Raw genomic sequence first — 22,106 nt, forward strand, 5'->3', positions numbered from 1 at the left:
CGAGCACGCGTGATCAGGAAGGCTTGCCGTGTGCGCATCCTGACGCCGCGTGGCCGTGCAAGAGCGATCCCGCCCGCGCTGATGCTGGCCAGCGGCACATCGATGTATGCCGGGGCCGCCACCGGGGTGCTGCTCTTCGCGTACCTGCCCCCGGCGGGCGTGGCGTGGCTGCGAATCCTCGGGGCCGCGCTGATCCTGCTCGCCCTCGTCCGTCCGGCATGGCCTGCCTGGACTGGCCAGCGGCTCGTCCTCGCTGGCGCTTTCGGCATCATCACCGCGCTGATGAACATCGCGTTCTACGAGGCCATCGCGCGCTTGCCGCTGGGCACGGCCGTGGCGCTCGAGTTCGTTGGCCCGATCCTCGTCGCGGCCTGGGGATCGCGCGGCCCGCGCGACCTCCTCGCGCTCGCCGCAGCGGCGGGCGGGGTACTCCTTATCGCGGACGTGCACCTCGCGGGCTCGCCGCTCGGCCTGGCCTTCGCCTTGCTCGCGGCGCTGCTATGGGCGGGATACATCGTCCTGGGCGCGCGCGTCGCTGATGCGGGCTCGCCCCGCGAGAGCCTGGCTGTAGGCTTCGCCGTCGCCGCGCTGGTGACCTCCCCGCTGGTCCTGGTGATCGCGGGCTCCTGGCAACCGGGCACGCCAGCGGCGACGGTGCTGCTGCTCGGGATCAGCCTGGGCCTGCTCGCCAACGTGATTCCCTACGGCCTCGACCAGGTAGTCCTCCGCACTGCCGGGCGCGCATACTTTGCCACCCTGCTCGCGTTGCTGCCCGTCACCTCGGCGCTGATCGGCTGGATCATCCTCGGCCAGAACCTCGCGGCGCGCGAGCTCATCGGGATCGCTGCGGTGGCGCTGGCGGTGGCGATCCGGCGGCCCTAGCGCTGATCACCCCGAGGGGGCGCCTCGTGCGGTAGACATGGACCATGACGTCTGTGGATGCACTGTTCGCGATCGAGGGACTGCTAGCTGGCGAGGAGCTTGATGTGCGAGCGACGGCGCGCGCGTTCGCCGACCGGGAGCTTCGTCCGCACATCGCGGAATGGTACGACGCCGGGACGCTGCCCGTGCGCGAGGTGGCGCTGGAGTTCGGTCGCCTCGGTCTGCTGGGCATGAGCATCAAGGGCTATGGCTGCGCGGGCACCTCCGCGACCGCGTATGGGCTGGCGTGCCACGAGATCGAGGCCGTCGATTCGGGGCTGCGCAGCCTGATGTCGGTGCAGGGGTCGCTGGCGATGCACGCGATCCACGCCTACGGATCCGAGGAGCAGAAGCAGCAGTGGCTGCCCGGGATGGCAGCGGGCGAGCTAATTGGTTGCTTCGGGCTGACGGAAGCCGATTTCGGTTCCAATCCGGGCGGCATGCGGACCCGGGCACGCCGTGACGGCGAGGACTGGATCCTTGACGGCTCGAAGATGTGGATCACCAACGGCACCGTCGCGGATGTGGCGGTGGTGTGGGCGCGCACCGAGGACGGTGTGCGCGGCTTCCTGGTGCCGGCCGGGACCCCGGGTCTCGAGGCCCGGGTGATGCGTCGCAAGCTGTCCCTGCGTGCGTCGGTGACCGCTGAGCTGTCCTTCGATGGGGTGCGCCTGCCCGCGGACGCGCTGCTTCCTGGCGCGCGCGGCCTGCGAGCGCCACTCGGCTGCCTGGGCGAGGCCCGGTTTGGCATTGTGTTCGGCTCGATGGGGGCCGCGCGCACCTGCCTGGAGACCGCGATCGAGTACGCGAAGGCGCGGGAGGTGTTCGACAAGCCGCTCGCCGGGTACCAGCTGACCCAGGCCAAGATCGCGGATGGGGCCGTCGAGTACGGGAAGGGGATGCTGCTCGCGCTGCACCTCGGCCGGCTCAAGGATTCGGGGCAAATCACCCCGGAGCAGGTCAGCGCGGGCAAGCTCAACAACACTCGCGAGGCGCTCGCCATCGCGCGGGAGTGCCGGACGATCCTCGGCGCCAACGGCATCACCCTGGAGTATCCGGTGATGCGGCATGCGGCGAACCTCGAGACAGTGATCACCTACGAGGGGACCTCCGAGGTGCACCAGCTCGTTCTCGGCCAGGCGCTGACCGGCGAGAACGCCTTCCGGTAGGCGGGCATTTGGCTTCTCACTGCCGGTCCGGCCCGCAGTCGACGCAAACGCGATAGAAGCCGCGCGGAACCCGGGGCAGCTTCTATCGCGTTTGGCGATTTCCCGTGTTTTTGCGGGCTGGCACCGCGCGGACGGGCACCTTCTGCGGGCGGGCACCGTGCCAGCTCACGGCAGCGTCCGGCGCGCCCGGAAACCTGCTTCCACGATCGACCAATCCGAGTAACACACTGTTCCGAATGGCTTTCAGCCGGATCGCGAACCCCTCGGCCGGCCACTTGTCAGCTGTCAGTCCTCGTGGAAGGAACCCTGATGAAGCTCGGAAACCTCGTCGCCGCCGGAGCCACCACCCTTGGCACCGCCGCTGCCGCCCTCGCGCTCGCCGCGCCCGCGAACGCCGCCCCCATGGTCGATGCCTGCCCAGCCCTTCCAGGGCAGCAGGCCACTACGGCGAGCTGCTCCGCCACCTCGGGCCCGCAAGGCCTCGCCCTCGCCATCACCGCCGAAGGAGGCCAGGCCACCGTCACCGCCGATGGCTTCGCCGGCCCTCTGGCCATCGCGATCGGACCGGGCGCGCGCGTCGATGCCGCGGGCTCGAACCCCGGGCTCGCGCTCGGCATCGCGGGCGCGCAGTCCGCCGTTCAGTTCGACGGCAACTCCGCCCCCACCTGCAGCGGCAGCGCCGCGCTCGCTGGCGACTTCCAGACCCTGCAGGGCTGCGCCGCCGTGGGTGGCCAGTTCATCCCGCTCGACATCATTCCCCGCTAGGAGCAAGCACAAGCAAGGCCTCGCGATGAGCCATCGCGAGGCCTTGTGCCTATCAGTTAACGGCTAGCCACGGCCAGTGTTGTGGAAGTGGAGCAAGTCGTAGCGGGTGATCACGCCAACCGGCTTGCCGTCCTCGACCACCATCAGCGCATCGATGTCCGCGAACGCCTTCTGCGCGTCATCCACGGTCTCGCCGGTACCGATCAGCGGCAACGGCGCGCCCATGATGGAGCTGACCGGATCAGCAAGGTTCGCGCGGCCCTCGAACACGGCGCTGAGCAGGTCACGCTCGTTGAGGCTGCCCTGCACCTCGCCAGCGGTGATCGGTGGCTCAGCACCCACGACGGGCATCTGGGAAACGCCATACTCGCGCATGATCTCGATAGCGTCGCGCAGTGTCTCCTGCGGATGGGTATGCACCAGGTCAGGCAGCTTCCCGGACTTGCCACGCAGCACATCCCCGACATAGGCCACCGCCGAGGAGCCATCGAGGCGCGTGCGGAGGAATCCGTACGAGGACATCCACGCATCGTTGAAGATCTTCGACAGGTAGCCACGGCCACCATCTGGCAGCAGCACGACCACCACGGCGTCCGGCCCGGCCTTGCGTGCCACCTCGAGCGCACCGACCACAGCCATGCCGCAGGAGCCACCCACCAGCAGCCCCTCCTCGCGGGCGAGGCGCCGGGTCATGTCGAACGAATCGGCGTCGGAGACCGCGATGATCTCGTCCGGGATGGCGGGATCATAGGCACTCGGCCAGAAGTCCTCGCCCACGCCCTCCACGAGGTACGGGCGACCCGTGCCACCGGAATACACCGAGCCCTCCGGATCGACACCGATGATCTTCACCGCACCGCCCGAGACCTCCTTGAGGTAGCGGCCCGTGCCCGTGATGGTGCCTCCGGTACCGACCCCGGCCACGAAGTGCGTGACCTTGCCCTCGGTATCGCGCCAGATCTCGGGACCAGTCGTCTCGTAATGGCTCTCGGGGCCAGCCGGGTTGGAGTACTGATCAGGCTTCCAGCCGCCCGGCAGCTCGCGCGCCAGCCGGTCCGAGACGCTGTAGTAGCTGTCAGGATGCTCGGGCGGCACCGCGGTGGGGCAAACGACAACCTCCGCGCCGTATGCCTTGAGGACGTTCCGCTTGTCCTCGCTGACCTTGTCAGGGCACACGAACACGCACTTGTAGCCACGCTGCTGGGCGACGAGGGCAAGCCCGATGCCGGTGTTGCCGGACGTGGGCTCGACGATCGTGCCACCAGGCTGGAGCGCCCCCGATTCCTCGGCCGCGTCGATCATCTTCACCGAGATGCGGTCCTTCGAGCTGCCTCCGGGATTGAGGTACTCGATCTTGGCGGCGACGATTCCGGGGATGCCTTCGGCGACAGAGTTCAGCTTCACCAGCGGGGTGTCACCGATGAGGTCGACCACGTGATTCGCAATGCGCATGCCTCTATCGTTCCAGATTAAAGCTGCCCGGGGAAACGCGGGGGAAACCGTGACCGTCCTGGTGCGCCGGAGTGTCCGCCTGGCCGGTCCCACGTATAGATTTGTGGAGCAGCCCCAACGCGCCCCGAGCCTTGGCCGAAGGAGTCACGAGAATGCCGCCAGACGAGGACGACACCACCGTTATCGGTAGCGAGTCGTCGTTCTCGACGGTCTCCCCGAAGACCGCCGCCGCCGCAGTCATCGGCGCCTCGACCGCCGCCGCCGCGGCGAGCTGGGGCACGTACCACTTCCTTGCCGCGCAGGCCCGCATCGCGCGATTGCGCATCGGCAAGCTGCCGCCCTACCCGCCCGAGGCCGACGGGGTGTACTCGCCCAACGGCGGACGGCCGGAGCGGTGGGGATCCCAGAAGACCGCCGACTTCCATTTGATGATCTTCGGCGACTCCACCGCGGCCGGGCTGGGCTGCACCTTCGCGGACGAGACTCCAGGCGTGCGGCTCGCGCGCGGGCTCGCCGAAGAATCCGGAAAGCGGGTCCGGCTGAGCACCAAGGCAATCAGCGGAGCCACCTCCAAAGGCCTATCCGGCCAGGTGGACGCGTCCTTCGTGGCAGGCAGCCCACCGGACGCGGCGGTCATCCTCATCGGCGCCAACGATGTGACCGCCCGGCAGTCCGTCCGGGCCGCGGCACGGCGCTTGCGCGACGCGGTGCGCCGGCTCCACACGGCAGGCTCCGTCGTGATCGTCGGCACCTGCCCGGACCTCGGCATCGTCACGGATGTGCCGCAGCCGCTGCGCGCGGTGATCCGCCGCTGGGGCCTGCGCCTCGCCCGCGCCCAGGCCGCTGTGACCCGGGCCGAGGGCGGGCACCCCGTGCCGCTCGCGGACCTGCTCACCCCCGAGTTCCTGGCATCGCCGGACCGCATGTTCTCCACTGACCGGTTCCATCCCTCCCCCGCCGGCTACGAGCTCGCCGCGCGCAACATCCTGCCCGTGATGTGCACCGCGCTCGGGGTCTGGCACGGCGGACCGCTCGAGGAACTGCCCGAGGTCTCCGCAGCGGTGGAGGCCCGCCGCCCCACGGTGCGTGCCTGGAACGCGCTCAACCGCGCCTGGTTCCGCCACCGCCAGCCCGTCGCCACGCCTGGCCCGCGCGAGACCGGCGCCCGCGGCCGGCGCAATCCGTTCGGCGTGGCGCCCGCCGCGAACCTACGCCGGATCGCCCGGCAGCACCGCCATGGAAAGCGCTCGCCCCTGCCGGACTAGCCTGTAAGTACACGCACCACATCTCAACCCATCGAACGAGGAGTTCCCATGCCCGAGGCAGTCATCGTCTCCACCGCCCGGTCCCCCATCGGGCGGGCCATGAAAGGCTCCCTCAAGGGGATCCGGCCGGACGATCTCGCCGCCCAGATGGTCGCCGCCGCGCTCGCGAAGGTTCCCGAGCTCGACCCGACCGAGATCGACGACCTGATGCTCGGCTGCGGCCTGCCCGGCGGGGAGCAGGGCTTCAACATGGCCCGCAACCTGTCGATCATGCTGGGCTACGACAACGTCCCGGGGACGACGATCACCCGCTACTGCGCCTCCTCGGTGCAGACCACGCGCATGGCGCTGCACGCCATCAAGGCCGGCGAGGGCGACGTGTTCATCTCCGCGGGCGTGGAGAGCGTCTCCAGCTTCCTCCGCGGCAACTCCGACTCCCTGCCGGACACGAAGAACCCCCTCTTCGCCGAGGCCGAGGAGCGCACCGCAACCATCGCGCAGGGCGGCACCAGCTGGCATGACCCCCGCGAGGACGGCAAGCTCCCCGACGCCTACATCGCCATGGGGCAGACCGCCGAGAACGTCGCCCAGCTGACCGGCATCAGCCGCGAGGACCAGGACCGCTGGGGCGTGCGCTCCCAGAACCGCGCCGAGGAAGCCATCAACTCCGGCTTCTTCGAGCGCGAGATCACCCCCGTCACCCTGCCCGACGGCACCGTCGTCAGCACCGACGACGGCCCCCGCGCTGGCACCACCTACGAGGCCGTGTCGCAGCTCAAGCCAGTCTTCCGGCCCGACGGCACCATCACCGCCGGCAACGCCTGCCCGCTCAACGACGGCGCGGCCGCACTGGTCATCATGTCCGACACCAAGGCCAAGGAGCTCGGGCTCACCCCCCTTGCCCGCATCGTCGCCACCGGCGTATCCGGGTTGTCGCCCGAGATCATGGGCCTCGGCCCCATCGAATCGACCAAGCGCGCCCTCGCGACCGCTGGAATGTCGATCTCCGACATCGACCTGTTCGAGATCAACGAGGCGTTCGCCGTGCAGGTCCTCGGTTCCGCGCGCGAGCTCGGCATCGACGAGGACAAGCTGAACGTCTCCGGTGGCGCCATCGCCCTCGGCCACCCGTTCGGCATGACCGGTGCGCGCATCACCACCACGCTGCTGAACAACCTCTCGGCGCACGACAAGCAGTTCGGCCTCGAGACGATGTGCGTCGGCGGCGGACAGGGCATGGCGATCATCCTCGAGCGCCTCAGCTGATGCTCGCTCGGTAGCCGCTTTCCGGTGGCTGTGGTGGCTTGGTGGCTGCCATCCAAGCCCACAAGCAACGACCCCCGGCAGGGATTCCCTGCCGGGGGTCGCGCTTTGCGTGGATCAGCTTGGAGCAGCTACGGGATCATTCCTGGAAGTAGCTGAGCAGGCGCAGGATCTCGATGTACAGCCACACCAGGGTGATGGTGAGGCCGAGCGCCACGCCCCAGGCGGCCTTCTCGGGCGCGCCCATGCGGATGAGCTGATCGGCCTGGTCGAAATCAAGCAGGAAGCTGAACGCAGCGAGCCCGATGACGAACAGGGAGAAGATGATGGCAAGCGGGCCACCGTCGCGCAGTCCGAGGCCATCCTCCATGAAGAAGCTGGCAACGAGGTTGGCGACCATGAGGATGAGCGCACCGATCATGCCGGCGACGATCATGCGGGTCAGGCGCGGAGTGACGCGGATGGCGCCCGTCTTGTAGACGACCAGCATGCCGAAGAACACGCCGATCGTGCCAAGCACCGCCTGGACGATGATCGTCGATGTACCACCGGCGAAGATCCAGGAGAGCGCGCCCAGGAACACGCCCTCGGCCGCGCCATAGCTGAGCACGATCGCCGGGTTGTCCATCTTCTTGGCGAACACGGCCACGAGCACGAGCACGAGGCCAACGATCATGCCGCCGAAAACGAGGAGCGGGGCAAGGCCGGGGTTGCTGTTGGTGAGGAAGTACGACAGCACCGCGGCGACGACGAGCACGCCAAGGGTCGCGCCGGTCTTGGTGACCACGTCATCGACCGTCATGGCGCGATCAGGCGTGACAGGCTGGTACTGGTCACGATGCTGGGTCTGCCCGTGCTGATAGGCGGCCTGGGCGCCACCTGCGGCGCCGCTGCCGAATGTCGCGTATCCGCCGGGGCTCTTCGGCAAGTTCTTGAACACCGGGTTGCTGCTGGTGCGCACCGTGAGTTCCTTTCGTCTAGGCTGTCGGGCTAGCCAATGGCTCGGTGCCCGAGGATCATTCCTGATCTTGCCGTGATAACGAACAGCCCGCAGCGGAAGTTCCACCAAGGGTGAACGGTTCAACGACAAAACGGACAGCTCCTACTTTACCTGCGAGTACACCCCAAGGCAGGGGTGAGACCACGCACACGCTCGCGTCGATGCAGGATCGTGGTGCTCGTTGTGCCGCGAGTGTGGCTCCAGCCGCCCCGTCCCAGCCGCGAGTGTGCGAAATACGTCAGCATTCGCGGATGAACCTGTCGTTCTTCGCACACTCGCGGGCCTAGGCGGCGGATACGCGAATACGCAGGGCTCGCGGGGCCCAAGCTGAACAGATCAGCGGATGGGGAACTCGTGGAACACGTGGAACGCCCTGTTGGTGTACACCAGCGGCAGTGCATGCGAGTCACTGTGCGCGACGTCGATGACCTCCGCCGCGACGATCACGGATTCGCCGACTTCCATGTGGCCGATGGCCCGGCAGTGCATGCGTGTCGCCACGTCGGTGAGGTACGGCTCGCCACTCGGCAGACGATCCCATTGCATGTCGGGGCCGAAGCGCGGGCTGCCCGGGGTCGCGAACACCTGCGCGAGAGCGAGATCGCCCGCGTCGAGCAGGTGGACGACCATCGTCGTCGCATGCCGGACTGCCTGCGCGTTGGCCGACAGCGTGGAGATGGTGAACGACAGCGCCGGAGGGTCGACTCCCACGGATGCGACCGAGGAGGACAGGATTCCGACGGGCCCCTCGGGACTGTTCGCGGAGATGATGGCTAGCCCGGCAGGCTGCCGACGAAAGGCACTACGAAACAGGTCGAGGCATTCGGGCTCTGCGGCCCGCGACTTGCCAGGCGCGACGGTAGGCACGTCGGCGGAGGCTTCTTCGCTGGTGGCCATGCGGGGGAAACCCTCCTGTTCGACGGTACTGCCGGATCCTCTGCCCTCGACACTAGAGGGTGGAGCACGGTAGGTCACACTGGTGCCCCCGGTGGGACTCGAACCCACACCTGGAGCGGTTTTAAGCCGCTTGCCTCTGCCAATTGGGCTACGGGGGCATGCTGTGTGGCCGGGAGCGTCAGGTGCTTCCGACGAGGGACCAGGCGATTCCGTCGAGGATGTCGTGCTCGCTGACGGTGAGGCGGCGGATGGGCGAGACAGCAGCGATCTCCTCGGCGAGGATCTGGGTGACGATCGCCCCACCGCCGATGACGTCCGCGCGGCCGGGGTGCATGGGGCCGAGCGCGAGGCGTTGCTCGCGGGTCATGGCGAGCAGTTCGTCGCACACCTCGTGCAGCCTGTCGAAGGGGACCGTCGAGAGGTGGATGCGCGTCGAGTCGTAGGTGGGATGCCGGTGCGCGAGGGCCGCAAGGGTGGTCATGGTGCCGGCGACGCCGATCCAGGTGCGGGCCGGCGCGAGGGGGACGCTGTTGAAGGCATCACGGAGGATGCTTCGTACTGTCGCGCGTGCCTGCTCGATCTCGCCGGAGGTGGGCGGGTCGCTGTGCAGGCAGCGCTCGGTGAGCCGGACGCAGCCGATGTTGACGGAGCGAGCGGCCTCGACCGTGCTGGCGCCGTAGACCACTTCGGTGGAGCCCCCGCCGAGGTCAACGACGATGAAGGGACCGTCGCTCGCGGGCACATCGTTCACCGCCCCGACGAAGGAGAGACCTGCTTCCTCGTCGCCGGTGATGACCTCGGCACGGGTCCCGGGGATGACAGCACCGAGGATTTCTTCGGTCATGTCGAAGAACTCGTCGCGATTGCGGGCATCACGGGTTGCGGAGGTGGCGACCATGCGGATCTGCTCGGCCCCAGCGTCCTTGATGATGCGGGCGTACTCGGTGAGGCACTCCCGGGTTCGCGCGAGAGCATCGGGATGGAACTCCCCCGTTGCGTCGATGCCCTGCCCGAGGCGGACCACCGTCATGCGGCGATCCACATCCGTGAGGACGCGGAAACCACCAGTCGCCTCCGTGATATCGGCGATCAGGAGGCGCAGGGAATTGGTGCCACAGTCAATGGCAGCGACCCGCGTCACTGTGATTCTTCCTGGTCGGCATCAATGCCGGGCCAGTCACGAGGCAGGACCGTGCCGATCAGGTCGGGCTCGTCGCGCGCCATCAGGGCCACGGTCTCGTCGCCGAGCGGATTGAGGCCCGGCCCCTTGGCGAGGGCGTGCGCGGCGAGCACGTGGAGGCACTTGACCCGGTCCGGCATTCCGCCCCCGGAGAAGTCCGTGCCGAGGGATTCAATGCTGTCCCGCTCGCGCAGGTAGTCCTCGTGCGCGGCACGATAGGCGGCCGCGATCGAGGTATCCGCAGCGATCCGGTCGCTCATCTCCCGCATGATGCCGCCAGACTCGAGGCGGCTCGCCGCTGCCGTCAGCCGCGGATGAGTGAGGTAGTACAGCGTTGGGAAAGGTGTGCCGTCCGGCAGCCGCGGCGCGGTCTTGACGACACCGGGCTCGCCGTTCGGGCACCGGTAGGCGATGGCGAGGACTCCCCTGGGCTCCCGGCCGAGCTGGGCGGCGACCGCTGCGAGGTCGTCGGGCGCGACTTCTCCCACGCTCACTCCGCGGGGGCTGGTTCGATGGGGGCGATGGGCATGTTCATCTCGCGCTGTGGTCCTTCGTCTCGCTGCACTGACATCTCGCGCCAGAGCTGGGTGTACCAGGGGTCGCGGCTGCCCGGGAGCAGCTGATCGCCGGACCGGTCCTGATCCTGCTCGTCGAAGAATTGTACCCGGTAGGGCGTTTCGCCCGGAAACACGTAGCTATGCCGCTCCCGCGCCTGTTCCCTGATGTACGCGGGATCGTCCTGCAGCTTCTTCTCGGCCCGCAGCGCGGCCACATCGGCGCGCAGGTTCTCCTGCTCCGCCGCGATCTGGCGTGCCTCGCTCCACTGCGAGAAGTAAGTCCGAAGCGGCATGACGAAGGTGAGCACGAGTGCCCCCACTACCAGCGCGAGGATAAATGTCTGCCGCGTCGACCATCCGGTGCGGGGCGCGTTGCTGCTGGTGATGGTGGTGCGCTTGCTGCTGGTGCGGGCGGCCGCGCGCTGCGCCGCCGCTTGCGTGCCCCTAGCCCGTGAATCCGGTCCGTGCAGCGCGCCGGAGCGACGCGGCAGCGCGGACCGCCCGGGACGGGGATCAGCGCTGCGTCGCGCTTCCCTGCCCGGGCGGGCCGCTGCCGAAGATGTGGTTCCGCGTTCCCGGCCCATGGGTGTGTCTAGCTGCTCCAGTTGAATCGCGGGAACGCGCTGGCGCCCGCGTAGCGGGCCGCGTCACCGAGGGCTTCCTCGATGCGCAGCAACTGGTTGTACTTGGCGACGCGCTCGCTGCGGGCGGGCGCACCCGTCTTGATCTGGCCACTGCCGACCGCCACGGCGAGATCAGCGATCGTCGTGTCCTCGGTCTCGCCGGACCGGTGGCTCATCATGGTCCGGTACCCGTTGCGGTGCGCGAGATCGACCGCATCGAGGGTCTCGGTGAGCGTGCCGATCTGGTTGACCTTGACGAGCAGAGCGTTGGCGATGCCCCGATCGATACCGGTCTGCAGGCGCTCGGGGTTCGTGACGAACAGGTCATCACCGACGAGCTGCAGCGAGGAGCCGACCGCATCGGTGAGGGTCTTCCAGCCGTCCCAGTCGTCCTCGCTGAGCGGATCCTCCACAGACACCAGCGGGTAGGCGCCCAGCAGGTCGCGGTAGAACTCGGCCATCTCGTCGGCACTGCGCACGGTGCCCTCGAAGCGGTAGCCAGTACCGTCCTCGTAGAACTCTGTGGCAGCCACATCGAGGGCCAGCGCGACATCGCTGCCCAGCTTCAGCCCGGCCTTGTCGACGGCCTCGATGATGAGATCGAGCGCTTCCTTGGTGCCTGCCACGTCCGGCGCGAAGCCGCCTTCGTCGCCGAGGCCCGTGCCGAGGCCCTTCGCCTTGAGGACAGACTTCAGGGAGTGATAGACCTCGGTGCCCCAGCGCAGGGACTCGCGGAACGACGGAGCACCGATCGGCGCGATCATGAACTCCTGCACGTCCACGCCGGTATCGGCATGCGCGCCACCGTTGAGGATATTCATCATCGGCACGGGCAGCACATGCGAGTTGGGCCCGCCGACATAGCGGAACAGCTCGAGGCCCGAGGACTCGGCGGCCGCGCGCGCCACTGCCAAGGAGACGCCGAGGATGGAGTTGGCGCCCAGCCGCGACTTGTCCGGCGTGCCATCGAGATCAAGCATCGCCTGGTCCACGGCCCGCTGCTCGATGGCGTCGAGGCCGATCAGCGCGGGAGCGATCTCGTCGAGCACCGCATTGACAGCCTGCTGCACGCCCTTGCCGAGGTAGCGATCACCGCCGTCGCGCAGCTCGACTGCTTCATGTTCCCCGGTAGAGGCACCTGAGGGCACTGCGGCCCGCGTCACGGTCCCGTCATCGAGCGCAACTTCCACCTCCACGGTGGGGTTGCCCCGGGAATCCAGAATCTCGCGCGCTCCGACCTGTTCAATGACGGCCACGAATCACTCCTTTGGCAGCTGACAACAACGTACGGGGCGGCACGCTCCGCAATGACCAATCTTGCCAGCCTTGAGGGTAGCCGCCGCAGCGGCCTCCTGGTTTCAGGCGCGCAGGGGCAATCGGGCGGGGGCCGGCGGGAGTGCCATCGGGGGTGCCGGAGCAGCGTTGAGACTCCGCTCGGGTTGTGTGGGGTTTTGCACCCTGCCATCGCCTTGGGAAGGTGCAGAACCGCAATCCACCGCTGTCTCCAGCTTGAGTCGCGGACCGACCGGCGGCGGGATCCTGCTCACCTCGTGTATCAGCGGCCGGACTTGTTCTGATAGCTGAGCCCGGGTGTGGCGAGGGCGACTGGCCATAGCTGGATGAGGTAGTCCTCGAGCGGTTCGTCGGTGGGATGGTCGTAGTCGATGTCGCGGCCCCGGGCGCTGACCCGGACGCGGTAGCGATGATCCCCCTCGGGCGTGAACGTGGTCTCGGGCTCGGCGGGAAGCTGGCGCAGGCCCATCTCGCCCTGGAGGACGAGCCCCAGGCCGGAGTAGGCGATGTCGCCTTCATCGATGTCCTCCCACTGGTGAGGCTCGAGCGGGGGTGCCTGCGCCAGGACCTGCACGGCGGCGTTGATCGGCCCGCAATTGGTGCCGACGGAGATGAGGATTTGCCCCGCGTTGAGGCACAGGAAGTTTAGATATGGATGTTCAGGGTCAGGCTCAGGAAATTCATCGAGCTGTTGAACGAACAGCAAGTGGTCGTCCGTGTCGATGATTCCTGAATGCTGCTGGATGCACTCCATGACTGTCCTCCGTGTCCATATTGGCGGCCGTCGGTGATTCACATTAGGGGAACCGTGTCGCCCTCGACATTTGGAAGTCCGAATCCTGGGCTGAATGTACGGCGACCACGACTGCTCGCCACAGTCTTGAGAGGCGGGAGGGCACGGCCCGCAGATACCGTGCTTGAACTGCCTCGAGACAGTAGCGGGTGACACGACGAAAGCGTCAGGACCAGGACGTTGAACAGACCCATGGAATGCTGAGCCAATTGCCTCGCCAGCATCGCGGATGGAATGAACCTCGGCTCCATCGGGGTGCGAAACTCATTGCCCGTGTACCGGGGCAGGACCCGGGTCGACTTGTGTGCAGTTTTGCACCCTTCCAGTGCAGTGAGAGGGTGCAAAACCGCACACAACCGAAGCGTTGCGCAATGCGCGCTGGAATTCTGGACCGTGCGGGCGGTGCAGTCCTATTGCGCGGTCGCTTGCTGCTGCTCGATGAACTCGAGCATGTTGCGGACGTGCGTGTTCAGTCGCCGCAGCGCTTGCTCGTTGCGCGCCGCGCGCTCCTCCTCGCTGAGCTCGCTCGTGGCGGGCACCGCGGCCGCGGCCTGTGTTTCCGCAGGAGGTGGCGGAGGCGGTACATCACCCGGAGGCGGCGGAGGCGGAGGCACCTCACCCGGAGGCGGCGGAGGTGGCACCTCACCCGGAGGCGGCGGAGGCGGAGGCACCTCACCCGGAGCGGGCGCTGCGTCCTGCGGAGCGGGCGCCGGTTGCGGAGGCGGCGGAGGCGGCGGGGGCGCGGGCACGAAGACCTCGGCGCGGCCGTACTGGGTGGCCTTGAGGTGGACGGACTTGAGGTAGTCCTCGGAGTAGTTGTAGGCGAGGATCGCGGTGCGCCAGCCGATCGGTGAGCGCAGGTCGCCTCCGGAAGCGCATAGGTAGCGCGCTGCGGAGTAGGTCGCGTCGTCGAGGCCGTCGGGGTTGGCGATGCCGTCGCCGTCGGCGTCGCTGCCCCAGATGCGCCAGGTGGCGGGGATGAACTGCATGGGTCCCATGGCACGGTCGAACTCTGGGTCGCCGTCGAGCTCGCCACCGTCGGTGTCGCGGATCTCGGCGATGCCGGGCCGCCCGTCGAGCGCGATCCCGCGAATGGGTGGCAGGGAGTAGCCATTGCCGTCGATGGGCGTGCCCTCGTAGGTGCCGTGCCAGCTCTCGATGGCGCCGATCCCGGCGAGCGTGGTCCAGGTGATGCCGCATCCGGGGTTGGTCACCTGGAGGAGCCGGGCGGCGTTGCCGTACGCCATCATCGCTTGGTGCGGGATGCCAAGGGCTTCGGTGTGGGCACGGGCCCAGCCGTCGAGCTGCCATGCGGTGCGACCGGGCGCGTTGACGTCGATGGGCGGGACTGCGGTGCCGGGGTAGGGCGCGAGGAGGTGTGGGGCGATCTCGGCAACGTCAGTGACCGAGGCCGGTGTGATGTCGACGGCGCGCTGGTCGCTGAGCGCGATCGCGGTGCCGATCGGTAGTGCCGCGGTGATGGCTGCGGCGGCGATGATGCGGCGCGGCTTTCGGGGCTGCGTGTTCCGTCGGGTGGGTGTCACCCGTCCCACTCTGCTGCCAGGGACTGCGGTGTGCACCAGTCGTTTCCGAGGCTTTCGACAACCGTGCTGAGTTCGTGATCTTGCACCGCGGCTAGCAGCTAGCGACCCCGGGCCAGTGCGTGCGCCATTCGTCCGGTGTGCGTGGTGCGCGTCCGAGCGTGTTCTCGATCGTATCGATGGCGCGAACAAGACTCGAGATGCGTTGCCGTACAACGATCTCGGTGTCACCACCGGGCACGAGCGTGATCGTCCGCAGGCCGGATGGGACAAGCTCGGAGGGCATTCCGGCAGCGGCGGCGCGGGCGAGGATCTTCTCGGCGAGCGCGAGCGCGGGCTGGGCGCGCGGGATCCCGTCGAGCAGCGAGGCGCGGGGCTTCTCGGTGGCCTTGCGTTCTTGCCAGCGACGGTCTTGCTCGTCAGCCTCGAGGGTGCTGCCGGGCTGGAGGTGCTCGAGGGGGTTGCGGTGCAGCAGCTTGGTGGTGAGGGCGCGGGCGATGTCGTCGATGGTGAACGGGTCGGTCGGGTCGTCATGGGCGATGCGGGCGTGGAAGAGGACCTGGAGGAGGAGGTCGCCGAGCTCGGAGCGCAGTTCGTCGCGGTCGTTGCCGTGGGCGGCGTCGAGCAGCTCGTAGGTTTCCTCGAGGAGGTAGCGCAGCAGGCTGTGGTGGGTTTGTTGCTGCTCCCACGGTCCGTGGGACCGCATGGTGTTCATGATGTCGATGGCGGCGAGCACCTGGTGCCCGGGAAATGGCTGCTCGGCGAGGGTGATGGTGACGGGATAGCGCTCGTGCAGTGGATGGTTGGGGTTGGTGGTGACGAGCGTGGTGGCGTCCTCGGGAGCGGTGGCAGGAGTGGCGATGGAGGCGAGCTGCACACGCACCTCACCGGTGAGGTCATCGGCGAGATGGGTGGGCCGGGCGAGGTGCGGCAATGCGGCTGCGGGAATGAGGCTGGGCCGCAGCGGGTCGAGCAGGATGATCGTCCTCATGCCTGGACCAGGGTGGGCGAGGCTTGCGGTTGCCCGTCGAGCGCGGTGAGGAAGTCAGCCACAAAGGCGATGACCTCGTTGTCGCGGACGCGGGGGGCGGCGGGTGTTCCGTTGCCCGCGCGCGGGAGTGGCACCAGGATCGTGGAAGTGGTGGCCCGGTACTGGGCGGAGGGCTGGAGCCGCTTGAGCCGGACCTGCTTGGAGTCAGGGAGCTCGAGCGGGGCGATGCGCACCTGGGTGCCTGCCAAGGTGATGTCCGTGATGCCCTTCTCGCGGCAGAGCAGCCGCAGCCGGGCGATGGAGATGAGGCGCTTGGCCTCGTCGGGCAGTGGCCCGTACCGGTCGTTGAGCTCGTCGATGACACGTTCGATGCCGGTGCTGTCGGTAGCAGCGGCGAGCTTCCGGTAGGCCTCGAGCCGGAGCCGGTCGCTGGCGACGTAGTCGGTGGGGATGTGCGCATCCACCGGGAGGTCGATCTTGATGTCCTTGCGCTCTTCCGTCGTCTCGACCGGCTTGCCGTCGGCGATGGACTTGAACGCCTCGACAGCTTCGCCGACGAGCCGGATGTAGAGGTCGAATCCGACGCCGGCGACGTGGCCGGATTGCTCGGCGCCGAGGACATTTCCGGCACCGCGGATCTCAAGGTCCTTCATCGCGACGGCCATGCCCGCGCCGAGCTCGGAGTTCTGCGAGATGGTGGCGAGGCGGTCGTAGGCGGTCTCGGTGAGGACGCGGTTGGCGGGGTACAGGAAGTAGGCGTAGCCGCGGTCGCGGCCTCGACCGACGCGGCCGCGGAGCTGGTGCAGCTGGGACAATCCGAGCTGGTCAGCGCGCTCGACGATGAGGGTGTTGGCGTTGGAGATGTCGAGCCCGGTCTCGATGATGGTGGTGCAGACGAGCACGTCGTACTCGCGGTTCCAGAACCCTTGGACGGTCTGCTCGAGGTTCTCCTCGTTCATCTGCCCGTGAGCGACGACGATGCGCGCCTCGGGGACGATCTCCCGCAGGTGCTTGGCAGTCTTGTCGATGGTGCTGACCCGGTTATGGACGTAGAAGACCTGGCCATCGCGCAGCAGCTCGCGGCGGATCGCTGCAGCAACGTGCTTGTCCTCGTGCGCCCCGACGTAGGTGAGGATGGGCAGCCGCTCCTCGGGCGGGGTGAGGATGGTGGACATCTCGCGGATCCCGGCGAGCGACATCTCGAGGGTGCGCGGGATGGGGGTGGCGGACATGGTGAGCATGTCGACGTGGGTGCGCAGCGCCTTGATGTGCTCCTTGTGCTCGACACCGAAGCGTTGCTCCTCGTCAACGATGACGAGACCGAGGTCCTTCCACCGCACGCCGGTCTGCAGGAGCCGGTGGGTGCCGATGACGATATCGACGCTGCCATCCGCGAGGCCGCTGATGACCTCGCGCGATTCGGCCGGATCAGTGAAGCGCGAGAGCTGCCGGACCTTGATGGGGAAACCCGCCATGCGCTCAGTGAAGGTATCGGTGTGCTGCTGGGCGAGAAGCGTGGTGGGAACGAGCACCGCCACCTGCTTGCCATCCTGCACGGCCTTGAACGCGGCGCGCACCGAGATCTCAGTCTTGCCGAATCCCACATCGCCACAGACCACGCGATCCATCGGGACGGGCCGCTCCATGTCGGCCTTGACGTCGGCGATGGCGGTGAGCTGGTCCTCGGTCTCGGCGAACGCGAACGCATCCTCGAGCTCATGCTGCCAAGGCGTGTCCTGGGCGAACGCGTGGCCCGGCGATGCCTGCCGCTTGGCGTAGAGCTGGACGAGCTCCCCGGCGATCTCGCGCACCGCCTGGCGTGCCTTGCGCTTGGTGCTCTGCCAGTCGGAGCCGCCCATCTTCGACAGCGACGGTGCTTCGCCGCCCACGTAGCGGGAGAGCTGGTCGAGCGATTCCATGGGCACGAACAGGCGATCACCGGGGTGCCCGCGCTTGCTGGAGGCGTACTCAAGGACGAGGTACTCGCGGCGCGCGCCACCCACGGTGCGCTCGGCCATCTCGACGAACCGGCCGATGCCGTGCTGATCGTGGACAACGAGATCGCCAGCCTTGAGCGCGAGCGGATCGACCTGGTTGCGGCGCTTCGACGCGAGCTTGCGGCCCGGGGTCGCCGCCACGCGGTTACCCGTGAGGTCGGCCTCGGACAGGATGATCACCTGCGCCTGGGGCAGGATCAGGCCAGTGGACAACGGCGCCCGCGCCACCGTTACCAGGCCTTTTGCCAGCTCTGTTGAGCCCTCCGTTGCCTGCCGCGCGGGCACGTCATGCTCCTGGAGCCGCTCAAGGAACCGGGTGGCGGTGCCCGCGCCCGCCACGGCGATGGCCGCGCGCCCGCCGGTCGCCACATGACCGCGCAACATCGCGAACAACTGCTCGATCTCCACCTCTCCGCCGTGCAAGGCCGGAGCAGGCTCGACGGGCAGTTCCGTCTCATCACCGGCGCCACTCGCGAAGGGAGAGAGCGTCCACCAGCTCCGGCCCGAGTCCAGTACACTCTGGGCGACCAGATCGAACGGCCGGAAAGCCAGCGCTTGCAGGTCCAGCGCCTCCACGTCCAGGGGTGCCGCGCCACCGAACGATGCCGCGGACCAGGATGCCTCGAGGAACTCCGAGCTCGACCGCCTCAGGTCCGCCGCCCGCATCGACGCCTTCTCCGGATCGCACACCAGCACGTGCGCGCCACGTGGCATCACTTCGGTCACCAGCTCGAGGGGACGATCAGTCAGCACGGCGGTGAGCGCCTCCATGCCATCAGCGGGGATGCCTGACCCGATCTTGTCGAGCATCGGGGCGAGGACCTCATGCCCCGCGTGGGTCTCCGCGAGGCGTGCCGCACGCTCCCGCACTCCATCGGTGAGCAGCAGCTCCCGGCACGCGACGGCCACCACCTCGGTGATCGGGGGGCCCTCGATCGAGCGCTGGTCCGCTACCGAGAACTCGCGGATCTCACTGACCTCGTCGCCCCAGAACTCCACGCGCACCGGGTGGTCGGCGGTCGGGGGGAAGATATCGAGGATGCCGCCGCGCACGGCGAACTCACCCCGCCTCGCCACCATATCGACACGCTTGTACGCGAATGCCACGAGTTGCTCGATGACCTCGTCGAACACCACGTCCGCACCGGCACGGAGCACCACCGGCTCGACCTCGGCCAGACCGCCCGCGATCGGCTGCACAAGCGCGCGCACGGGGGCGACCACGACCCGCAACGGCTCGCCCAGGACCGCATCGTCGGGGCGCGCAAGCCTGCGCAGGACGAGCATCCGCTGCCCCACCGTGTCCGCGCTCGGCGACAGGCGCTCATGCGGCAATGTCTCCCAGGACGGCAGCAACGCCGCCGCACCACCCAGCACGCTGCGCAGCTCCGCCAGCAGGTCCTCGGCCTCGCGCGTCGTGGTGGTCACCACCAGCAGCGGCGCAGACCGCGCCAAGGTCGCCGACACCAGCCACCGGGCTCCTGGCGGCGCTACCCACCGCCGCGAGGGCTCCCCCACCGCGCGCGCCACTATCCGCAACGCCTCGTCCGTGGCAGCCGCCTCCAGCAGCATCGACCCCGCACCGCTCCCCGACTGCTCCGCCGACACCCCGACCGCGCTCCTCACCACCGCACCACCACGCGCGACACCGTCACGCATGGCCGCATCCTCGACCAACGAATGACCCCGAGTCTAGGACCCGCCACTGACACAAACCATCCGGGCGCGCACGACATCGGAGCAACGCCCGCCGCATCAACCCGCCGACGCCGCCGACTCCCCCTCCGGATCCTCGCCCGACCGCTCCGCCTCTAGCTGCGGCACCCTCTCGAGATGCATCAAGCCGTTCCAGCACAGGTTCACCAGATGAGCGGCCACGATCTCCTTCGGCGGCTGCCGCTCGTCCAGCCACCACTGCGCCGTCACCGACACCATCCCCACCAGCGCCTGCGCATACAAGCCCGCGAACTCGGTCTCCATGCCGCGCCGCGCGAAATCACTCGCCAGCAAATGCTCCACCTGCGTGGTCGCGTCATTCAACAAGCTCGAATATGTACCCGAACTAGCCCCCGCGGGTGAATCCCGCACCAGGATCCGGAAGCCATCCGTGCACTCCTCGATGTAGGTGAGGAACGCCAGCGTCACCTGCTCCACCCGCTCCCGCGACCGATGCGACGACAACGACGACGTGATCCGCTGCAGCAGATCGGCCATCTCCCGGTCCACGACCACCGCGTACAGGCCCTCCTTGCCCCCGAAATGCTCATACACCACCGGCTTCGACACCTGTGCGCGCTGCGCGATCTCCTCGATCGACGTCGCCTCGTAGCCCCGCTCCGCGAACAACGACCGACCAACCTCGATCAGCTGATCGCGCCGCTGCGACCCTGTCATGCGTGCCCGAGTCACCCGATCAATCCCCTCGTCAATGCCCACGACACCAGCCCTCCCCGATCGCAGGGAACACCGCCGCGCTGAGTCGACTAAACACAACAGATATGTCAGTATCATTTCGCATACCGGCCCGCGCGTCACCCAGACTCGCCCACCGGATCGCAGCACCAATCCGCCGTGGTGTAATAGGCAGCACTTCTGATTTTGGTTCAGACAGTTCAGGTTCGAGTCCTGGCGGCGGAGCATCAGTGCAGGTGGGGACGCATAAACAATCGCTGTCCGCCTACCGCTTCAACCGGCCTTGTGCCGCATCTGTGGCTTACGGCATGCATGCTGCTGCGGACGGCCGCTGGTTGCGATAGTTCTGATCCGCGCACTCGCCGTTTCGGCCCCCACCCCTACAGCACGTGATCGCCGAGCAGCCTGCCGATGGATCTGACGTCGACCTGGCCCTTGAACTCGAGCCGCACCTTGCCGAGGCCGCTGAACCAGAGATCGACCTCGGCGTCAAGATCGAAGCTGCCGGCTGTTTCGATGCTGAAGGCCTGCACCCGCGAGTACGGAAGCGACGTGTAGTCCCGCTTCTTGCCGGTGAGTCCCTGCACATTGATAGCGATCAGCCGCTTGCTGGTGAACAGGACGGAATCCCGCACGCCCCGGAACGCGAGATAGATGCGTTCGCCTTCCACGAGTATCGGGGCTACTTCGGCCTGGGCGTCGGCTGGATTCGCCGGACCTAGCTTGAACACGGATCCGTTCTGGAAATCGATCATGCGGCAGACGATAGCGGCCGCGACCGACAGCATTCGCTGGTCGCCGCTCCACCGCGCTGGGTCGCCCCCTGCTCAGCCCCCGGTTGTGTGCACTTTTGCACCCTGTCGAGCGCGAAACTGGGTGCAGAACCGCACAGAACCGAAACCGCCGCCACATTCAGCCCAATCCAACCAGCCCGAGGCCAGCCGCTATCCCTCACCGCCCGCCGCCCGCATGCGTACGCTGGTTCGCAGCGAGATCGTCGAGGGAAGGAATGCCATGGGTCGCTTGGGAAGTCGTTTCGCGCGGGGCACGGCCGCGTTGTCATTGGTACTGGTGGGCGCTCTGGCTGCGGCGGGGTGCACGGCCGGTAGCGGCTCCGGGGAGGATGGTGAGCCGGTGGGCATCTCCATGAGTGGCTCGGGCATTGTGTCGGGCACGCCGGATACGTTGCGTGCGACGGTCGGGGTGCAGGTGGAGCGGGGTTCGGTGCAGGAGGCGCTGGATGCGGCGAACGAGGCAGCACAGCGGGTGATCGATGCGGTACGCGAGGGCGGTGTCGCTGATGAGGACATCCAGACGGAGCGGTTCTCGATCAATCCGCGGTATGAGTACGATGAGGGCCCGCGCACGCGCCGGATCGCCGGGTATGAGGTGGCGAACCAGTTGACGATCAAGATCCGGGACATCGATAGCTCGGGTTCCACGCTGGATGCGATCGCGCGAGCGGGCGGAGATGATGCCGTGGTCAATGGCGTGGGCTTCATGCTCGAGGACAATGCAGAGCTCTTGCGCCAGGCGCGGGAGCGGGCGTTCGAAGATGCACGGCAGCGGGCGGACCAGTACGCGGGACTCGCTGGGCGCGAGCTTGGCGAGGTCGTGAGCATCGTGGAGGACCAGGCGCCTTCTCCGCAGCCCTTCCTGGCAGACGGCTTGGAGCGGAGCATGGACAACGCGGTGCCGATCGAGCCAGGCAGCCAGGACGTGGAGGTTCGCGTGACGGTTCGCTGGGAACTGGGCTAGCACCTGTCCCTTCGAGCCGCGGCCTTGAGCCGTCGCCGTTCGCGGCGGAACTGAGCTAGGCCCGCAAACGCGATAGAAGCCACAGAAGTCCCAGGGCCGCTTCTATCGCGTTTGACGGTTTCCCGTGCTTTTGCCGCAAACCGGCCGCCGCTCGGCCACGACCCCGCAAACCGAGAGCCAACCCGCAAACCCGCCTCAAACCGACAGGCAATCGCAGTCCTATACGCGA

General features: G+C 67.9%; 20 protein-coding genes and 2 tRNA genes. 8 read left to right on the forward strand and 14 right to left on the reverse strand.

Going from position 1 to position 22,106, the window contains the following annotated elements; translation table 11 throughout:
* The first annotated feature begins 39 nt into the window (after positions 1 to 39).
* The 3 genes from QC765_RS04960 to QC765_RS04970 all read left to right on the forward strand — a co-directional run bounded on the left by QC765_RS04960 (position 40) and on the right by QC765_RS04970 (position 2,855).
* Positions 40 to 882: an EamA family transporter gene (locus QC765_RS04960; RefSeq protein WP_278313399.1), complete on the forward strand. Its 843-nt coding sequence runs from the start codon at positions 40 to 42 to the stop codon at positions 880 to 882.
* 44 nt (positions 883 to 926) lie between these two features.
* A complete protein-coding gene (locus QC765_RS04965) occupies positions 927 to 2,090 on the forward strand; it encodes an acyl-CoA dehydrogenase family protein (RefSeq protein ID WP_278313312.1) in 1,164 nt (387 codons plus the stop codon).
* A gap of 309 nt (positions 2,091 to 2,399) precedes the next feature.
* Positions 2,400 to 2,855, forward strand: a complete 456-nt coding sequence (locus tag QC765_RS04970; protein WP_278313313.1) for a hypothetical protein — start codon at positions 2,400 to 2,402, stop codon at positions 2,853 to 2,855.
* Between the two features lie 63 nt (positions 2,856 to 2,918).
* Here the strand turns inward: QC765_RS04970 and QC765_RS04975 are convergent, their stop codons facing one another.
* Entirely contained in the window at positions 2,919 to 4,307 is a 1,389-nt protein-coding gene (locus tag QC765_RS04975) for a cystathionine beta-synthase (protein ID WP_278313314.1), read from the reverse strand.
* 152 nt (positions 4,308 to 4,459) lie between these two features.
* Here QC765_RS04975 and QC765_RS04980 point away from each other — a divergent pair, with 152 nt between their 5' ends.
* On the forward strand, positions 4,460 to 5,572 hold the full coding sequence (locus tag QC765_RS04980) for an SGNH/GDSL hydrolase family protein (protein WP_278313315.1): 1,113 nt from the start codon (positions 4,460 to 4,462) through the stop codon (positions 5,570 to 5,572).
* 48 nt (positions 5,573 to 5,620) lie between these two features.
* Positions 5,621 to 6,838, forward strand: coding sequence for an acetyl-CoA C-acetyltransferase (locus QC765_RS04985; protein WP_278313316.1), 1,218 nt, complete (start codon positions 5,621 to 5,623; stop codon positions 6,836 to 6,838).
* A 136-nt stretch (positions 6,839 to 6,974) separates the two neighbouring features.
* Here QC765_RS04985 and QC765_RS04990 read toward each other — a convergent pair whose 3' ends face one another.
* The 11 genes from QC765_RS04990 to mfd all read right to left on the reverse strand — a co-directional run bounded on the left by QC765_RS04990 (position 6,975) and on the right by mfd (position 19,135).
* Entirely contained in the window at positions 6,975 to 7,796 is an 822-nt protein-coding gene (locus QC765_RS04990; RefSeq protein ID WP_278313317.1) for a Bax inhibitor-1/YccA family protein, read from the reverse strand.
* Positions 7,797 to 8,171: 375 nt separating this feature from the next.
* Positions 8,172 to 8,732, reverse strand: coding sequence for a flavin reductase family protein (locus tag QC765_RS04995; RefSeq protein ID WP_278313318.1), 561 nt, complete (start codon positions 8,730 to 8,732; stop codon positions 8,172 to 8,174).
* An 80-nt stretch (positions 8,733 to 8,812) separates the two neighbouring features.
* A tRNA-Leu gene (locus tag QC765_RS05000) sits at positions 8,813 to 8,890 on the reverse strand.
* A 20-nt stretch (positions 8,891 to 8,910) separates the two neighbouring features.
* Positions 8,911 to 9,873, reverse strand: coding sequence for a Ppx/GppA phosphatase family protein (locus tag QC765_RS05005; RefSeq protein WP_278313319.1), 963 nt, complete (start codon positions 9,871 to 9,873; stop codon positions 8,911 to 8,913).
* On the reverse strand, positions 9,870 to 10,406 hold the full coding sequence (locus tag QC765_RS05010) for a DUF501 domain-containing protein (protein ID WP_278313320.1): 537 nt from the start codon (positions 10,404 to 10,406) through the stop codon (positions 9,870 to 9,872). Before QC765_RS05010 ends, QC765_RS05005 begins: the two co-directional genes overlap by 4 nt.
* Positions 10,403 to 11,053, reverse strand: coding sequence for an FtsB family cell division protein (locus QC765_RS05015; protein WP_278313321.1), 651 nt, complete (start codon positions 11,051 to 11,053; stop codon positions 10,403 to 10,405). The genes QC765_RS05010 and QC765_RS05015 overlap by 4 nt, the downstream gene beginning before the upstream one ends.
* An 8-nt stretch (positions 11,054 to 11,061) precedes the next feature.
* Positions 11,062 to 12,348 carry a phosphopyruvate hydratase gene (gene eno, locus QC765_RS05020; protein WP_278313322.1) on the reverse strand — a complete coding sequence of 429 codons (1,287 nt, stop codon included), beginning with the start codon at positions 12,346 to 12,348 and terminating at the stop codon, positions 11,062 to 11,064.
* Between the two features lie 299 nt (positions 12,349 to 12,647).
* Positions 12,648 to 13,139, reverse strand: a complete 492-nt coding sequence (locus QC765_RS05025) for a hypothetical protein (protein WP_278313323.1) — start codon at positions 13,137 to 13,139, stop codon at positions 12,648 to 12,650.
* 449 nt (positions 13,140 to 13,588) lie between these two features.
* A complete protein-coding gene (locus QC765_RS05030; protein WP_278313324.1) occupies positions 13,589 to 14,722 on the reverse strand; it encodes a lytic transglycosylase domain-containing protein in 1,134 nt (377 codons plus the stop codon).
* Between the two features lie 91 nt (positions 14,723 to 14,813).
* The gene (locus QC765_RS05035) at positions 14,814 to 15,710 is read right to left on the reverse strand and encodes a nucleoside triphosphate pyrophosphohydrolase (RefSeq protein ID WP_278313325.1); all 897 of its coding nucleotides are present in this window, start codon (positions 15,708 to 15,710) and stop codon (positions 14,814 to 14,816) included.
* Positions 15,707 to 19,135, reverse strand: a complete 3,429-nt coding sequence (gene mfd / locus QC765_RS05040; protein ID WP_278313326.1) for a transcription-repair coupling factor — start codon at positions 19,133 to 19,135, stop codon at positions 15,707 to 15,709. The genes QC765_RS05035 and mfd overlap by 4 nt, the downstream gene beginning before the upstream one ends.
* On the opposite strand from mfd, the gene QC765_RS05045 reads away from it, so the two are divergent.
* The gene (locus QC765_RS05045) at positions 19,125 to 19,391 is read left to right on the forward strand and encodes a hypothetical protein (RefSeq protein WP_278313327.1); all 267 of its coding nucleotides are present in this window, start codon (positions 19,125 to 19,127) and stop codon (positions 19,389 to 19,391) included. The two genes, mfd and QC765_RS05045, sit on opposite strands and share 11 nt — an antisense overlap.
* A gap of 71 nt (positions 19,392 to 19,462) precedes the next feature.
* Here QC765_RS05045 and QC765_RS05050 read toward each other — a convergent pair whose 3' ends face one another.
* Positions 19,463 to 20,101 carry a TetR/AcrR family transcriptional regulator gene (locus tag QC765_RS05050; protein WP_278313400.1) on the reverse strand — a complete coding sequence of 213 codons (639 nt, stop codon included), beginning with the start codon at positions 20,099 to 20,101 and terminating at the stop codon, positions 19,463 to 19,465.
* 171 nt (positions 20,102 to 20,272) lie between these two features.
* On the opposite strand from QC765_RS05050, the gene QC765_RS05055 reads away from it, so the two are divergent.
* A tRNA-Gln gene (locus QC765_RS05055) sits at positions 20,273 to 20,344 on the forward strand.
* Positions 20,345 to 20,499: 155 nt separating this feature from the next.
* Here QC765_RS05055 and QC765_RS05060 read toward each other — a convergent pair.
* The gene (locus tag QC765_RS05060) at positions 20,500 to 20,874 is read right to left on the reverse strand and encodes a PH domain-containing protein (protein ID WP_278313328.1); all 375 of its coding nucleotides are present in this window, start codon (positions 20,872 to 20,874) and stop codon (positions 20,500 to 20,502) included.
* A 379-nt stretch (positions 20,875 to 21,253) separates the two neighbouring features.
* On the opposite strand from QC765_RS05060, the gene QC765_RS05065 reads away from it, so the two are divergent.
* A complete protein-coding gene (locus QC765_RS05065; RefSeq protein WP_278313329.1) occupies positions 21,254 to 21,877 on the forward strand; it encodes an SIMPL domain-containing protein in 624 nt (207 codons plus the stop codon).
* Positions 21,878 to 22,106 lie beyond the last annotated feature (229 nt).

The organism is Hoyosella levis (assembly GCF_026008515.1).
Classification (GTDB): domain Bacteria; phylum Actinomycetota; class Actinomycetes; order Mycobacteriales; family Mycobacteriaceae; genus Lolliginicoccus; species Lolliginicoccus levis.